Origin of the sequence: uncultured Albimonas sp., from assembly GCF_963977235.1 — a bacterium.
GTDB lineage: Bacteria > Pseudomonadota > Alphaproteobacteria > Rhodobacterales > Rhodobacteraceae > Albimonas.
This window is the reverse complement of record NZ_CAXBOD010000023.1, coordinates 37,176-50,744: the sequence shown is the minus strand read 5'-3', so window position 1 is coordinate 50,744 and position 13,569 is coordinate 37,176. Positions and strand designations below refer to the sequence as shown.

The following is a 13,569-nucleotide window of genomic DNA, read 5'->3' as shown; positions in this document are numbered from 1 at the left end:
GATCGGGCGAGGCCGCCCGCGGGCGGCCGACGGCGAGGGGCGGCCTCGGCCCGGCGGCGAATCGCGCGGGGTCATCCGCGCCTCGCGACGCGATGGCTGACCGCGGCGTGGATCGTCGGCAGGGCCTCCTCCTCCCGGGCGGGGGAGCGGAGGGGCGCGGGCGCGGGCTCGCCGCGCCCGGCGGCGGCCATGGCGCGCAGTTCGATCTCGGCCGAGGCGATGGCCGAGGCGCGGTCCCATCGGGCCCGCGACCGGGCGCGCGCGGCCTCGCCCAGCGCGAGGCGCATCCGGGGGGCGGCGGCGAGCGCGGCGATCGATTCGGCGAAGGCCTCGGCGTCGCCCGGCGGGCTGACGAGGCCGCAGCCCGAGACCTCGGCCGCCAGTTGCGTGCCCTCGGCCGCGGTGGCCACCACCGGGCGGCCGGAGGCGAGCATGTTGGCGAGCTTGGAGGGCAGCACCAGGTCCGCGGCGCCGGCGACCTGCGGCAGCAGGTGCAGGTCCGCCAGGCCCAGCAGCTCCCCCAGACGCGCCATCGGCTGCAACGGGCGCAGCACCAGATTGGGCAAGTCGGCGCCCTCCGTTCGCAGGCGGGTCATCGCCGGCCCCTCGCCGCAGATCACGAAGACCAGATCCTCGAGCCCCGGACGCCCGGCGAGGCGGCGAGCCGCCTCCACCACCAGGCCAAGCCCCTGTTTGGCCCCGAGATTGCCCGAGTAGAGCGCCACGCGCCGCCCCTCGAGCCCCCACTCGCGCCGGTAGGGCGAGGGGGCCTCGAGCGGGCGGATCGAATCCTCGGCCCAGTTGCGAAGCTCGCGGATGCGGCCGGGGGCGACGCCTTTCTCGGCGAGCTTCGCGCGCATCGCGGGCGAAATCGCCGAGACCCGGTCGAAGCGGCGCAGCAGCCCGGCCTCGAAGCCCAGGGCGCTGCGGGCGGCGAGGCGCCCGAAGCGCCCCCGCGAATCGAGCAGGCCGGCGCCGAACACCGCCTCGGCCTCGAAGTCCTGGACATGCAGCCAGGCCGGAACGCCGGCGAGGCGCGCGGTCGCCAGAGCCACCGGCGCCGCGAGCGCGGCCGGCGCCACCGCCAGCACCGCGTCGATGCCGCGCAGGCTGCGGGCCAGCATCGCCGGGGCCGCCGAGGCCGCCCAGCTCGCCTGCTGCAGGATGCGCCGGGCGGCGGTGGGGCGCGCCGGGATCGGGTGCGGACAACGGATCACGCGCACCCCGTTCTCGCGCCGCTCGGACCAGCCGCGGCCATGGCCGGCCATCGGCGCCCAGGCGGGATACCAGGGCGTGGCCGAGATCACCGAGACCTCGTGCCCGCAGGCGACCAGCCCCTCGGCGAGGCCGGTGGTGTAGATCGCCACGCCCACCGGCTCGGGGGCGTAGTTCATGCCCAGGATCAGCAGGCGCAGCCCCTCGGACCGGGCGCGGACGTCGGGATCGGGCGGCGAAGCCGCCTCTGGCCGCGGCGGGGCGCTGAGCAGGGGCGTCGGGTCCGGGAATGTCGGTCGTCGGGTCATGGCTTCGCCTGAAATGCGGGAGGGGACGAAGGAATCGGAGATCGCGCCGGCGGGGGGGCGGCCGGCTCGCGGGAGGGGAGGGGCGGGCTCACCGGCCGTCTCCCTTCAGGACGATCGCTGCGGTGCGCAGGATCACCTTCAGGTCGACCGCCAGCGACAGCTCGCGCCAGTAGCGGGCGTCCTCGACCGCGCGCAGGGCGAAATCCCCGCCCTCTCCGCGCGGACCGATCTGCCAGTAGCCGGTGAGGCCGGGGCGCAGGCTTTCGTAGAGCTCGGGCAGCGCGTGCATCCGGCGTTGCGAGGGGGTGAAGGGGCGTGGACCGACGAGGCTCATGTCCCCCGCCAGGATGTTCCAGAGCTGGGGCAGCTCATCGAGCGAGGAGCGTCGCAGCAGGCGCCCGGCGGGGATCACCCGCGGGTCGCGCTCGAGCTTCTGGCGACGCTCCCACTCCGCCGCCGAGGCGGGATCGGAGGCCAACAGGCGGTCCAGCTCCGCTTCGGCGTCCGGGGCCATGGTGCGGATCTTCCAGCAGGTGAAGCGCCGTCCGCCGCGGCCCACGCGCGGCTGCCCGTAGAAGGCCGGCGCACGACCCGAGCGGGGGTCGAGCCGCACCCAGGCCGCCAGCAGCGCCACCAGCGGCGCCGCGATCGGGGCCGCCAGCAGCACCAGCGCCAGGTCCAGCCAGCGCTTGGCGTAGACGGCGTAGAAGCCGCGCGGCGGCGCGAACACCGGCGGTCGCCGACGGCAGGGGTCGCTGGATGTCTCCCCCTCGTGGCGCCGCGCGGCGTCGGCCACCAGCCGAAGGTTCGGCCAGGAGGGAGTCGCGCGGAAATCCAGGGCGCGCCGTCGGCGCAGGGAGGCGCGGTCCTCCGCGGCCAGGGAGGCGTCGTCTGGCGCGCCGGCGGCGGCGCGCTCGGCGTGCGGGGTCGACATCGGCCGCGCCGGCGTGTCGGCCCTGGCCTCGAAAGACGTCGGGACCGGCGTTGCGTGCGTCCGCGATGCGGCGCGAGGCGGCGTGATCGCCATTCGGCTCTCCGTCCGTCAACCCGTCGGGCGGGCCGTCGGCGCCGGGGTGTCCCCCCGATTCCGTGCGGTCGCCTGTCAGGTCCCCCATCGCTCCCTTCCTCGAGCAGGAGATTTCCCCGAATTGGTTAACTCGCCCTTAAGTTTGGCGGCGAAAGGTGAACGGGCCGGCGGAACAGCCGGTCGGCGCCGCGCCGCGGCGTCGCCTGCGTCCTGACGAAGGGACCTGATCCGAGATGTGGCGCGACCGAACCCTCTTTCGGCCGAGGCTCGTTTCAGCCCTGCGGGCCGCCCCCGCCGGCGGGAAGAATTCCGCCGGCCGGCCGCCCTGCCTTTTCCCCGATTCCGGAGCCGCTCGATGAACGACCAGACTCCGCTCCCGCAGACGCGCGATTCGCGACCCGCCGTCGCCTCGCCGCGGGCGCTGCCTCACCGTCGCCTGCCGGCGCCCGCCCCCGACCTGTTCGAGCCCAAGGCCCTGCTGCGCCTGCTGCGGCGGGAGGCCTGGCGCATTGCGCTGGTCCTCGCGCTGGCCCTGGCGCTGGCGGCCTGGCGGCTGCTGGCCGCGACCCCGATGTGGCAGGCCGAGGCGACCGTGGTCCTCGACACGCGCGAGGCGCAGGTGGTGGACATCGAATCGGTGATGTCGGGCCTCTCGGCCGACAGTTCGGTGGTGAACACCGAGGTCGAGGTCCTGCGCTCGCGCAACCTGTTGGACCGCGTGGTCGCCCGGCTGGACCTCGAGGCGGACCCCGAGTTCAACCCCGATCTCGCCGCGCCGGGCCTCGGCGAGCGCGCCCTTGCGGGCCTCCGCCGGACCGTGGAGAGCACGCTGGGCGAGACGCTGGGTCCCGCATTCGATCTGCTCGGCGCGGGCGAGACGCCCGCCGTCGAGGATCCCGCCTTCCGCCGCCGCCAGACTGCGATCGATCGGCTGCTCGAGCGGCTGCGGGTGCAGAACGTGCCGCTCTCCTACGTCTTCGTGATCCGGGTCGAGAGCCAGAGCGCCAACAAGTCCGCCCTCATCGCCAATACGATAGCGGACCTCTACATCCTCGATCAGCTCGAAGCGAAATTCGAGGCGACCCGCCGCGCCACCTCCTGGCTGAGCGAGCGCGTGGCCGATCTCCAGATCGACCTCGAGACCGCCGAGGAGCAGGTGAAGAACTATTCCGCCTCCACCTCGCTGATCTCGGAGGCGTCCCTCGAAGCCTCGAACCGGCAGATGAAGGAGCTGCGCGAGCGTCGGGCCGAACTGGACGCGCGCGCGGGAGAGGCCGGCCTGCTGATCGAGCGGATCGCCGCCCTTGCCGCCCGCGTCGCCGCCGCAGCCCCCGAGGCGCCCGAGGCCGACGCCGCCCGGGCCGAGGCCGCCGCGCTGCTGGGCGACCGCCGGCTGGAGGCGCTGGCCGTGGACCTCGCCCGACCCGGCGGCGCCGGGCGCGAGGCGGCGCTGGCCCCGCGCTTCGACGCGATGCTCGCCGTCGCACTCGAGCGGCTGGAGCGCGAGCGCACGCGCCACATCGCCCAGGCCCAGGGAATCGAGACCTCGATCGGCGAGCTGGAGGGGCGGATCTCCGAACAATCCGAGGATCTTGTCCGTCTCCGCCAGCTCCAGCGCGAGGCCGAGGCGAGCCGCCTGCTCTACGAATACTTCCTCGGCCGCATGAAGGAGACCTCGGTCCAGCAGGGCATCCAGGAGGCCGACAGCCGGATCCTGTCGCCGGGCGTGGCGCCGCTGGACCCCGCCTCGCCGCGCAAGGGACTGACGCTTGCGGTGGCCGTGGCGCTGGGCCTGGCGGTCGGCGTCGGCTGGGCGCTGGCGCGCGAGACGCTCGACGACCGGGTGCGCGGGCCCGAGCCGCTGGAGGCCGCAACCGGTCTGAAGGTGATGGGGGTGATCCCCGACGCGCCCTCGCGACGGCGGGGGGCGGCGCTGAAGCTGCTGGTCGAGAAACCCTCCTCGGCGCTGGCCGAGGCGGTGCGCAACCTGCGGACCTCGGTGCTGCTGTCGAACGTCGACCGGCGCCCGCAGGTGGTGATGGTCACCTCCTCGGTGCCGGGCGAGGGCAAGACGACGACCACGCTGATGCTCGCCCAGAACGCCGCGGCGCTGGGCAAGCGGGTGCTGGTGATGGAGTGCGACCTTCGCCGGCGGGTGTTCCAGGCCTATTTCGGCCTGGACGAGAGCACCGGCCTGCTCTCGGTCCTTTCGGGCCAGGCGACGGCCGATCAGGCGATCCGCCACGATCCGACCACCGGGCTCGACGTGCTCACCGGCCAGCGCAGCCGCGCCAACGCGGCCGACGTGTTCAGCTCCGATCGGTTCGAGGAACTCATGGAGGAGCTGCGCGAGCGCTACGACTTCATCTTCATCGACACGCCCCCGGTGCTGGCGGTCCCCGACGCGCGGGTGATCGCGGGGCGGGCGGATGCGGTGCTCTACGCCGTGCGCTGGAACGCGACGGGCAAGGAGATGGTGAAGGCCGGTCTCGACCTGTTCGACCAGATCGGGCTGCGGGTGACCGGGCTGACCCTGACCCAGGCCGACCCCAAGGGCCTCGCCCGCTACGGCTATGCCGGCTACGGCTACGGCTATGGCTACGGGGCGGCGGCGGCCAAGCGGTACTACACGACATGAGCGGCGAGGCAGCCCGTCAGCCCCGGCGGAGGCTCCGGGGGCGCTCCGTCCGGCCCGGCGGCGTCTCGGCGGCGCTCCGCGGCGCGCCCGCCGAGGCGGAGGCGCGCGGTATCCGGCCGACCGACCGCCCGGCGCCGCGGGGCCGCGCGATCGGGAGCCGCGGGGGGCCGCGCTCCCCGGAGACGCCGGGATGAAGCCCGCGGCATATCTGCCCGCCTCCCCTGCCGCCCTGCCGGAGACGCGGCGCGTCGCGCCGCTGCCGGTGATCGGCAACCTGCCGCCGCCGGTGACCGGGCAGGCGACGATCACGCTCGCCGCCGCCGGCTGGCTGGCGACGACGGGCCCGGCGCCTTGCCGCTCGCTCTCGCCGGGGGCCGCGCGGGGCGCGCTGCGCCATCCGGTGCGCCTGGCGCGGACCCTGCGCGCGGCCGCCTCGCTGGCGCGCGCGCGGCTGCTGGGCGGCCGCCGCGCCTACCTCGCCTGCGACGGCGGCTGGGGGCGGCTGCACCAGCTGGCCCTGATCGCGCTGGCCCGCGCGCTGGGGATGCGGCTGCGGCTGCACCACCACTCCTTCGCCTATCTCGACCGGCCCGACGGGCGGATGCGCCTGATGCTGGCGGCCGGCGGGCCGGCGCTCGACCACGTGTTCCTGTCCGAGGGCATGCGCGCGCGGTTTCGCGAGGCCTATGGCGGGCAAGGCGCCCGCGACCTCGTGATCCCCAACGCCGCCTTCCTGCGGCCCGACCCGTGGCGCCTGCCCCCCCGCGGCCCCCGCTCCCCGGGTCCGCTGCGCGTCGGGCTGCTCGCCAACCTGACCTCGGAGAAGGGCCTGCACGAGATGATCGCGCTCGCCGAGGCGGCCGAGGCCCGGGCCCTGCCGCTCGAGGTGCGTCTTGCCGGTCCGGTCGAGGCCGCGGCGGACCGCGAGGCGCTGCTCGCCGCCCTCCTGCGGCTGCCCGAGCGGCTCTCCTGGACGGGCGGCGCCGTGTCGGGAGAGGCCAAGGCCGCCTTTTACGCCGGGATCGACGTCTTCGCGCTGCCCACGACCCACACCGACGAGGCGGAGCCCGCGGTGATCTGGGAGGCCGCCTTCGCCGGCGTGCCGAGCCTCGCCTGGGGCCGCGGCGCGATCCCCGAGCAGACGCCGCCCGGCTTCCACCTCGACCCTGCGCGCCCCTTCGGCCCCTGGGCGCTCGACCGACTCGTCGCCCTGCAGGCCGACCCCGAGGCCCTGGCCGAGGCCGGCCGCGCCGCCCGCGCCCGGGCGGATGCGGCGGCAGAGGCCGGGGCCCGGGCGCTGGCCGTCCTCGTCACCGAGAGATCCCTGCCATGACCCCACCTGCCTCCGCCGCCGCGCTTGCCGCGCCCAGCTCCCGGCGCGCGCCCGCGATCTACCCTCTCGCCGGCCGCCGGGTCTTCGTGGCGGGACACGCCGGCATGGTCGGCGCCGCCCTCGTCCGGCGCCTGGCGCAGGCGGAGTGCGAGGTGATCACCGCCTCGCGCGCCGAGCTCGACCTCGCCGACCCCGCCGCCGTCGCCGCCCGTTTCGCCGCCACCCGGCCGCAGGCGGTGTTCCTCGCCGCCGCCCGCGTCGGGGGCATCGAGGCCAACCGCACCCGACCCGCGGACTTCCTGCGCGACAACCTCGCCATCCAGCTCGCCGTGATCCATGAGGCCTGGCGGGCGGGCGTCGAGAAGCTGATGGTTCTGGGCTCCTCGTGCATCTACCCCCGCGACGCCCCCCAGCCGATCCCCGAGGAGGCGCTGCTCACCGGCCCGCTCGAGGCCACCAACGAGGCCTATGCGGTCGCCAAGATCGCCGGTCTGAAGATGGCCCAGGCCTATCGCCGCCAGCACGGCGCCGACTTCATCGCCGCCCAGCCCACGAACCTTTACGGGCCGGGCGACAATTACGACCCCACCGGCTCCCACGTCCTGCCGGCCCTGATCCGCCGCGCCGCCGAGGCCGCGGACGCCGGCCGCCCCCTGCATGTCTGGGGCAGCGGCGCGCCGCTGCGCGAGTTCCTGCACGCCGACGACCTCGCCGACGCGCTGGTCTTCCTGATGGAGCGGTATTCCGACGACCTCCCGATCAACGTCGGCTCGGGGGAGGAGGTCTCGATCCGCCGCCTCGCCGGCCTCTGCGCGCAAGCCGCCGCCCTTCCCGACAGGCCCGCCCCGCCGCTGGTCTTCGATCCCTCGAAACCCGACGGCACGCCGCGAAAGCTGGTCGACCGCTCGCGCCTGCTGGCGCTGGGCTGGGACGGGGCCCGTCCGCTGGCCGAGGGCGTCGCCCAGGCGATGGCGGACTGGCGGGCCGGCCGGGAGAGCCGCCGCGGCGGCTAGCCCCCGCCCTCGTCCGACAGGAGACCCCCGCCACCGGCGCCGCGCCCGACCCGCCGCGGCGGGCGTGCGCGCGCCACGGGCGGGACCGTCGCGCCGCGGCTTCCCCGGCCGCCGCCGGCGCCGGCGGCGACTCTTTGCGCCGCCCCCTCGGGCCGCCGCGTCGCGTTGACGAGGGGCGCGACATAATCTAGCCCTCCCGCGACCCTCCAGGACTTTTTCTGTCGCGAAGGAACCGCCATGAGCTTCAAGGTCCAGCCCACGCCCCCGGCGCGCCCCAACCGCTGCCAGCTCTTCGGCCCGGGCTCGAACACCAAGCTGTTTCCCAAGATGGCCGCCTCGGCCGCCGATGTGATCAACCTGGACCTCGAGGACGCCGTCGCCCCCGCCGACAAGCCCCAGGCCCGCAAGAACATCATCGAGGCGATCAACACCATCGACTGGGGCAAGAAGACCGTCTGCGTGCGGATCAACGGCCTCGACACCCCGTTCTGGTATCGCGACGTGGTCGAGGTGCTCGAGGAGACCAACGGCCGCCTCGACATGTTCATGATCCCCAAGGTGGGCTGCGCGGCCGACGTCTACGCCGTCGACGCCCTGGTCAGCGCCATCGAGGCCGCCAAGGGCGCCGAGAAGCGCGTCGCCCTCGAGGTGATCATCGAGACCGCCGCCGGCCTCGCCCATGTCGAGGAGATCGCCGCCTCCTCCCCCCGCCTGCAGGCGATGAGCCTGGGCGCGGCCGACTTCGCCGCCTCGATGGGCATGTCGACCACCGGCATCGGCGGGACGCAGAAGAATTACTACATGCTGGCCGACGCCTCCGGGACCGGCGAGGGCGAGCGCGCGATCTCCTACCCCGACCCCTGGCACCATGTGACCTCGTCCATCGTCTCGGCCTGCCGGACCCACGGGATCCTGCCGGTCGACGGGCCCTACGGCGACTTCTCCGACCCCGAGGGCTACCGCGCCCAGGCCCGCCGCTCGGCGACCATGGGCATGGTGGGCAAGTGGGCGATCCACCCCAACCAGATCGCGCTCGCCAACGAGGTCTTCACCCCCTCCGAGGAAGCCGTGACCGAGGCGCGAGAGATCCTTGCGGCGATGGAGGAGGCGACCCGCTCGGGCGCCGGCGCCGTCACCTACAAGGGCCGGCTGGTGGACCTCGCCTCGGTGCGCCAGGCGCAGGTGATCGTGAAGCAGGCCGACATGATCGCCGCGGGCTGAGCCGCGCCCGCCCTTGCCAGGTCCGTGCGCCGGCCGTCTCCTGACGGCCGGCGCATGCCTTTCTCGCCCCCGTCCCCAGACCCGAGCCCCTGCCCATGTCCCCGTCCGAGCGCATCCTGGCCGAAGCCCGCATCCCCGAGCTTCCCGATCCCTATTTCGGCAAGGTGCGGGACTGCTACGACCTGCCCGCCGACGCGGAGCATGGGGCGCGGAGGATCCTGATCGCCTCGGACCGGATCTCGGCCTTCGACCGGATCCTGGCCTGCATCCCCTTCAAGGGCCAGGCGCTGACCCAGATCGCGCGCCACTGGTTCGAGCGCACCGCCGACATCTGCCCCAACCATGTGCTGGCCTACCCCGACCCCAACGTGGTGATCGGCAAGCGGCTGACGATCCTGCCGGTCGAGGTGGTGGTGCGCGGCTATCTGGCGGGCTCGACCTCGACCTCGATCCTCACCCGCTACCGCAAGGGCCAGCGCGAGATGTACGGCCACCGCTTCCCCGACGGCCTGCGCGCCAACCAGGCCCTGCCCGAGGCGATCATAACCCCCACCTCGAAAGCCTTCGACGGCGGCCATGACGAGCCGCTGACCGGGGCCGAGATCCTCTCGCAGGGGCTGCTGACCGCGGCGCAGTGGGACAAGGTGCAGGACTATGCGCTGGCGCTGTTCGCCCGCGGCCAGGCCGAGGCGGCCGAGCGCGGCCTGATCCTGGTCGACACCAAGTACGAGTTCGGCGTGGACGAGACCGGCGCGATCCTGCTGGCCGACGAGATCCACACCCCCGACAGCTCCCGCTACTGGATCGCGCGGGGCTATGCGGCGGCGCTCGAGACCGGGGGCCGCCCGCCCTCCTTCGACAAGGACGTGATCCGCTCGTGGGTCGAGGCGCGCTGCGACCCCTACTCGGACCCGTTGCCCGAGATCCCCGCCGACCTGATCGCCACGACCGCCAAGGTCTACGCCGACGCCTTCCAGGCGATCACCGGCGCGCCCTTCGCGCCCGACCTGTCGGGCGAGACGCCGCTCGCCCGGGTGCGCGCCAACCTCGCGCCCTTCTTCGCCGTCTGAGGCGGGACCGCGCGGGCCCCGCCCCGACGCGCGCCTCAGAGCAGGAAGTCGCCCTTGTCGAGGTCCTGCGCCTCGACGTCGACCAGCACGATCGCGTCGTCGCCGACGCCGATCTTCACGCCGGCCTTCACATCGGCGAAGTCCTTCTTCAGGGCGCGGAAGCCGCCGGCCTCGTCGTGGCCGCGCAGGTCGATGCGGTCGCGGCCGGCGAAGTCCATGACCTTGTCGCGGCCGTCGCCGCTCTCGAACACGAAGCGGTCGGCCTTGGCGCCGCCCCACAGCTTGTCGTTGCCGGCGCCGCCGTCGATCTCGTCCTTGCCGCCGCCGCCCCAGAGCTTGTCGCGCCCCCCGTCGCCCGAGAGCGCGTCGCGCCCCTTGCCGCCCGAGAGCTTGTCCTTGCCGGCGCCGCCGTCGACATGGTCGTCGCCGCCGCGCCCGTCGAAGACGTCGTCGCCGCCCTGCAGGTCCACGACGTCGTCCGCGCCGCTGCCCTCGAGGTCGTTGTCCTCGCTCAGGTCGACGCCCGATCCCTCGCCGACCACGCGCACGTTGACCACGTCGAAGCCCGGCGAGCCGCCGTTGGCGTCCAGCCCGACGATCTTCACCGCGGTCACGATGCCCTTGAAGCCGATGTCGGCGAGATCGAACGAGGCCGTCGTCCCGCCTCCCGCCTCGCCCAGCAGCACGAAGTCGACGCCGTTGGAGGAGACGAAGACCTCCGCCGCCTCGGAGTTGTTGGCGACCTCGGTCACGAAGATGTCGTCGCCCGCCCCGTCGATCACCACCTCGTCGAGGAAGCCGACCGTGATGTGGGAGCCGGTGGGCAGCGAGACGAAATCGACCACGGGGCCCGGGTCGGCGCCCAGCGCTGCGGTCAGCTCGATCGGGACCGGGTAGGTTCCCGAAAAGCCGTCGTAGTCGCCGCCGTAGGGCTCGTCGTCGATCGGCCCCGCGCCTGAGTTGTGGAAATCGAGCACCGTGTCGGCGTAGCCGAAGATCGGCGCAATGCTGGCGAGCATGACCGCTCCCCCCTGTTCAGGAAATCCCCCAGGGGTCTTTCTGCCGTCGGGGCGACGCCGCGTCAATTCTTCAGGGCGGCAACGGTCGGGCCGGGGGCGCGGCGCACGCCCCCGGTCGCTTGGCGATCAGGCGGCCTGCGCCCGGGCGTGGGCGTCGAGCGTGCCGACCACGGCGCGGGCCGCCTCCTCGCCCTTGCCCACGAAATGCTCGCGGAAGAAGCCGGTGTGGGCGTCCGTCTCCTGATAGGCCTGCGGGGTCAGCGAGACCGACAGCACCGGCACCCCGGTCTCGAGCCCCACCTGCATGAAGGCCGAGACCACGGCCTGGGCCACGAACTCGTGCCGGTAGATGCCGCCGTCGACCACGAAGGCCGCGCCGACCACCGCGTCGAAGCGGCCGGACTGGGCCAGCTTCTTGGCCAGCAGCGGGATCTCGAAGGCGCCGGGGACGTCGAAGGTCTCGACGGCGCCCGCGCCGTTGGTCAGGCGCGCCAGTTCCAGCAGGAAGCCTTCGCGCGCCTGGTCGACCACGTCCGCGTGCCAGCGGGCGCGGACGAAGGCGACGCGCGGGCCCTGTCCGGGGGCGCGGGTTGCGATTTCGGTTTCGGTAGTCTGGGTCCGATCCATGGGGTCCTCCTTGCGAACCGTATGAACCGGGACGACGGAGCCGACGCCCCCCGGCCCGCGCGCAGCCGCACGGGCGCCCGTGGCGCCGTCCCGTTCTCTTCCATCCGGACTGTGACCGTCGGCGCCGGGATCCCACCGGGCTCTGCTGACCCTTTCCCCTGACAGAGAAAGGCGCTCGCGGGCTCATGCCTTTCGGCCATCACCGCCGGTGGGGACTTTCACCCCGCCCCGAGAACTCGCCCCGCCGCATGGCGAGGCGCGAAACAACTAGCCGTTCGGCAGGGAAACGTAAAGATCGTTTGGAGGGGGCCTCAGGGCTCCTCGGCCGGGCGTCCGCGGCCCAGGGGGTCGAGGTCGGTCGGGCTCTCGTCCTGCCACCAGGCCAGGGCCCGGCGCATCAGGGCGGCGCGGCCGATGCAGACCATGGCGGGGGGGACCAGCCCGGCGGCGGCCACGTCGTCCGCAGCGCGGATCAGCGTCGTCTCGAGCACCCGCTGCCCGGGCAGGGTGGCGTCCTGGACGATCGCCACCGGCTCGTCGGGGGAGCGGCCGGCGTTGATGAACTGGCGCGCCAGCTCCCCCAGCGTGCGCAGGCCCATGTAGACCACGACCACCTGGCTGCCCTTGGCGATCGAGTGCCAGTCGATCGCGGCGGGCGCCTCGCCGCGCGCATCGTGGCCGGTCAGGAAGGTCACCGACTGGTTGACGTCGCGATGGGTGACGGGGATGCCGGCGTAGGCGAGTCCGCCGATGGCCGCGGTGATGCCGGGAATGATGCGGATCGGCACGCCGTGCTGGACCAGGGTCTGCGCCTCCTCCCCGCCGCGGCCGAAGACGAACGGGTCGCCGCCCTTGAGCCGCAGCACCCGCTTGCCGGCGCGCGCCAGCTCCACCAGCCGCAGCGAGATGTCGCGCTGCTTGGCCGAGGGCTTGCCCCCGCGCTTGCCCGCGAAGATCAGCTCGGCGTCCTTGCGGGCGAAGTCCAGCACCCGGTTGTCGACCAGCGCGTCGTAGACCACCACCTCGGCCTGGCGCAGGCCGTTGAGCGCGTGCAGCGTCAAAAGGCCCGGGTCGCCCGGACCGGCGCCGGCCAGCCAGACCCAGCCGGGCAGCATCTCGGGCCAGTCGTGGCCCGGGGGCGGGAAGCTCTCGGCGGGGGCGTCGGCGGTGCTCATGGCCCCAATTACGACGCGGGGACGGGGCCGGCCAGCCCCGCGGGTGGGATCGGGAGTCGCAGGCGCCTTGACGCGGCCGCATTCCCTGCGCGCCATGCCGCGCAGGGAGGGCGCGCATGGACGGCGTTCTGGACGACGACGACGCGACCGCGGCCCTGGGCGCGGCGGTCGCGATGAACAACACCTGGGGCCGCGAGGCGCTGGTCGCCGGGCGCGACTACACGCAACGGGTCCTGCATGGCGGCGACCTGTCGGACGGCGTGCGGTTCGAATGGGCCTGGCCCGAGGGCGACGGCCGCGTGCTGGGCTTCCCCGAGCTGATCGTGGGCGCCAAGCCCTGGGGCGGCCCGGCGGGCGGCGACCTCCTGCCGCTGCCGATCTCCGGGGTCGAGGGGCTGACCGCGCGCTGGAACGTCGACTGGGGCGGCGAGACCGGCCGCTTCAACCTCGCCTTCGACCTGTGGATCTCGTCCGCGCCCCAGGGCGGCCCGCAGGCGATCCGCCAGGAGGTGATGGTCTGGGTGAAGCGGGGGGAGTTCCCCTCCTCGGGCGAGGTCGCGGACCAGGTCTCGCAGGGGGGGCTTGCGGGTCCGCTCCACCACGATCCCGACCATGGCAACGCGCCGGGCGAGAGCTGGGGCTATTTCGCCTGGCTGCCCGAGACCGGCGAGGGCCTGCGCCGCGGCGAGCTGGACCTGGGCGCCCTGCTGACCCGCCTCGCGGCCGAGGGACGGGTCGATGCCGACGGCTGGCTGACCAGCGTCGAATTCGGCCCCGAGATCACCGGCGGCGAGGGCTGGCTGGCGATCACCGAGTTCTCGGTGACCCGGGAGGGGGGCCTAGAGATCGGCGCAGGCCACGGGACCGAGATCGCGATTCCGCCCCCGCCCCCGCCCGGGGACTTCTGAACACGGCGCAGGCCG

General features: G+C 74.1%; 11 protein-coding genes and 1 riboswitch. Of the genes, 6 read left to right on the top strand and 5 right to left on the bottom strand.

Annotated elements, in window-relative coordinates; translation table 11 throughout:
• Nucleotides 1-71: 71 nt before the first annotated feature.
• Both AAC134_RS12600 and AAC134_RS12595 read right to left on the bottom strand, forming a co-directional pair.
• A complete protein-coding gene (locus tag AAC134_RS12600; protein ID WP_339949443.1) occupies nt 72-1,523 on the bottom strand; it encodes a WcaI family glycosyltransferase in 1,452 nt (483 codons plus the stop codon).
• An 88-nt stretch (nt 1,524-1,611) separates the two neighbouring features.
• Entirely contained in the window at nt 1,612-2,457 is an 846-nt protein-coding gene (locus tag AAC134_RS12595; protein ID WP_339949442.1) for a sugar transferase, read from the bottom strand.
• Between the two features lie 448 nt (nt 2,458-2,905).
• On the opposite strand from AAC134_RS12595, the gene AAC134_RS12590 reads away from it, so the two are divergent.
• The 5 genes from AAC134_RS12590 (at nt 2,906) to AAC134_RS12570 (ending at nt 9,825) form a co-directional block, all read left to right on the top strand.
• Nucleotides 2,906-5,188: a polysaccharide biosynthesis tyrosine autokinase gene (locus AAC134_RS12590; RefSeq protein ID WP_339949441.1), complete on the top strand. Its 2,283-nt coding sequence runs from the start codon at nt 2,906-2,908 to the stop codon at nt 5,186-5,188.
• 190 nt (nt 5,189-5,378) lie between these two features.
• Complete coding sequence (locus AAC134_RS12585; protein WP_339949440.1) at nt 5,379-6,521, top strand: glycosyltransferase; 1,143 nt, start codon at nt 5,379-5,381, stop codon at nt 6,519-6,521.
• Nucleotides 6,518-7,534 carry a GDP-L-fucose synthase gene (locus tag AAC134_RS12580; protein ID WP_339949439.1) on the top strand — a complete coding sequence of 339 codons (1,017 nt, stop codon included), beginning with the start codon at nt 6,518-6,520 and terminating at the stop codon, nt 7,532-7,534. The genes AAC134_RS12585 and AAC134_RS12580 overlap by 4 nt, the downstream gene beginning before the upstream one ends.
• A gap of 237 nt (nt 7,535-7,771) precedes the next feature.
• Nucleotides 7,772-8,755, top strand: a complete 984-nt coding sequence (locus AAC134_RS12575; protein WP_339949438.1) for a CoA ester lyase — start codon at nt 7,772-7,774, stop codon at nt 8,753-8,755.
• A gap of 95 nt (nt 8,756-8,850) precedes the next feature.
• A complete protein-coding gene (locus tag AAC134_RS12570) occupies nt 8,851-9,825 on the top strand; it encodes a phosphoribosylaminoimidazolesuccinocarboxamide synthase (protein WP_339949437.1) in 975 nt (324 codons plus the stop codon).
• 35 nt (nt 9,826-9,860) lie between these two features.
• On the opposite strand, the gene AAC134_RS12565 is transcribed toward AAC134_RS12570, so the two are convergent.
• From AAC134_RS12565 to cobA, 3 genes are all read right to left on the bottom strand, one after another.
• Complete coding sequence (locus tag AAC134_RS12565) at nt 9,861-10,844, bottom strand: calcium-binding protein (RefSeq protein ID WP_339949436.1); 984 nt, start codon at nt 10,842-10,844, stop codon at nt 9,861-9,863.
• 126 nt (nt 10,845-10,970) lie between these two features.
• A complete protein-coding gene (locus AAC134_RS12560) occupies nt 10,971-11,471 on the bottom strand; it encodes a 6,7-dimethyl-8-ribityllumazine synthase (protein WP_339949435.1) in 501 nt (166 codons plus the stop codon).
• Nucleotides 11,472-11,559: 88 nt separating this feature from the next.
• Nucleotides 11,560-11,711, bottom strand: a riboswitch (FMN riboswitch).
• Nucleotides 11,712-11,782: 71 nt separating this feature from the next.
• The gene (cobA, locus tag AAC134_RS12555) at nt 11,783-12,646 is read right to left on the bottom strand and encodes a uroporphyrinogen-III C-methyltransferase (RefSeq protein ID WP_339949434.1); all 864 of its coding nucleotides are present in this window, start codon (nt 12,644-12,646) and stop codon (nt 11,783-11,785) included.
• A 116-nt stretch (nt 12,647-12,762) separates the two neighbouring features.
• On the opposite strand from cobA, the gene AAC134_RS12550 reads away from it, so the two are divergent.
• Nucleotides 12,763-13,554: a hypothetical protein gene (locus AAC134_RS12550; RefSeq protein ID WP_339949433.1), complete on the top strand. Its 792-nt coding sequence runs from the start codon at nt 12,763-12,765 to the stop codon at nt 13,552-13,554.
• Nucleotides 13,555-13,569 lie beyond the last annotated feature (15 nt).

Bases quoted from the DNA above. Each gene is read 5' to 3' on its own strand.
- AAC134_RS12600 (WP_339949443.1), bottom strand. From the start codon at position 1,523: ATGACCCGACGACCGACATTCCCGGACCCGACGCCCCTGCTCAGCGCC.
- AAC134_RS12595 (WP_339949442.1), bottom strand. From the start codon at position 2,457: ATGTCGACCCCGCACGCCGAGCGCGCCGCCGCCGGCGCGCCAGACGAC.
- AAC134_RS12590 (WP_339949441.1), top strand. From the start codon at position 2,906: ATGAACGACCAGACTCCGCTCCCGCAGACGCGCGATTCGCGACCCGCC.
- AAC134_RS12585 (WP_339949440.1), top strand. From the start codon at position 5,379: ATGAAGCCCGCGGCATATCTGCCCGCCTCCCCTGCCGCCCTGCCGGAG.
- AAC134_RS12580 (WP_339949439.1), top strand. From the start codon at position 6,518: ATGACCCCACCTGCCTCCGCCGCCGCGCTTGCCGCGCCCAGCTCCCGG.
- AAC134_RS12575 (WP_339949438.1), top strand. From the start codon at position 7,772: ATGAGCTTCAAGGTCCAGCCCACGCCCCCGGCGCGCCCCAACCGCTGC.
- AAC134_RS12570 (WP_339949437.1), top strand. From the start codon at position 8,851: ATGTCCCCGTCCGAGCGCATCCTGGCCGAAGCCCGCATCCCCGAGCTT.
- AAC134_RS12565 (WP_339949436.1), bottom strand. From the start codon at position 10,844: ATGCTCGCCAGCATTGCGCCGATCTTCGGCTACGCCGACACGGTGCTC.
- AAC134_RS12560 (WP_339949435.1), bottom strand. From the start codon at position 11,471: ATGGATCGGACCCAGACTACCGAAACCGAAATCGCAACCCGCGCCCCC.
- cobA (WP_339949434.1), bottom strand. From the start codon at position 12,646: ATGAGCACCGCCGACGCCCCCGCCGAGAGCTTCCCGCCCCCGGGCCAC.
- AAC134_RS12550 (WP_339949433.1), top strand. From the start codon at position 12,763: ATGGACGGCGTTCTGGACGACGACGACGCGACCGCGGCCCTGGGCGCG.